The sequence below is a fragment of the Frankia sp. AgPm24 genome (assembly GCF_023243055.1).
Classification (GTDB): Bacteria; Actinomycetota; Actinomycetes; order Frankiales; family Frankiaceae; genus Frankia; species Frankia umida.
Map to the genome: position 1 here is coordinate 1 of NZ_JALKFW010000099.1, position 426 is coordinate 426.

Sequence of the window (426 nt, forward strand, 5' to 3'; positions counted from 1 at the left end):
CGCCGGTGTCCTACGGGCCGGAGTTGCGCGCGCTCGCGACGTACTTCCTGGTCCGCCAGCACCTACCGGTGGAGCGGACCCGGGAGGCGATCGTCGAGCTGTGTGGGGTGGAGGTCTCGGCAGGCTGGCTGCACTCGCTGCTGGGTTTGGGTGCGGACGCGGTCGCCGCGCCGGTGGCCGAGATCGAACAGCGGATCGCCGCGGAGAAGGTCGCCGGGTTCGACGAGACACCGCTGAAGGTCGGCCCGAAGGGCGAGAAACGCTATGTGCTCTCCGCGTCGACCCTGCTGTTCACGCTGTTCATGCTGGGCGGCCGGGACAAGGGCGTGTCATGACGACGGCTCTGGTGCACTTTCGGTGGTGACGGAGGGTGGTCTTCGATGAGGCCTGACGCTGGAAGTGGGCGTGTCCAGGTGGTGGGTGTCG

1 protein-coding gene is annotated in these 426 nt (G+C 68.3%); it reads left to right on the plus strand.

The features are described from left to right. The coding region (locus tag MXD61_RS05835) for a transposase (protein WP_248811812.1) at positions 1-335 on the plus strand (335 nt) is incomplete at its 5' end. Between the last annotated feature and the right edge of the window lie 91 nt (positions 336-426).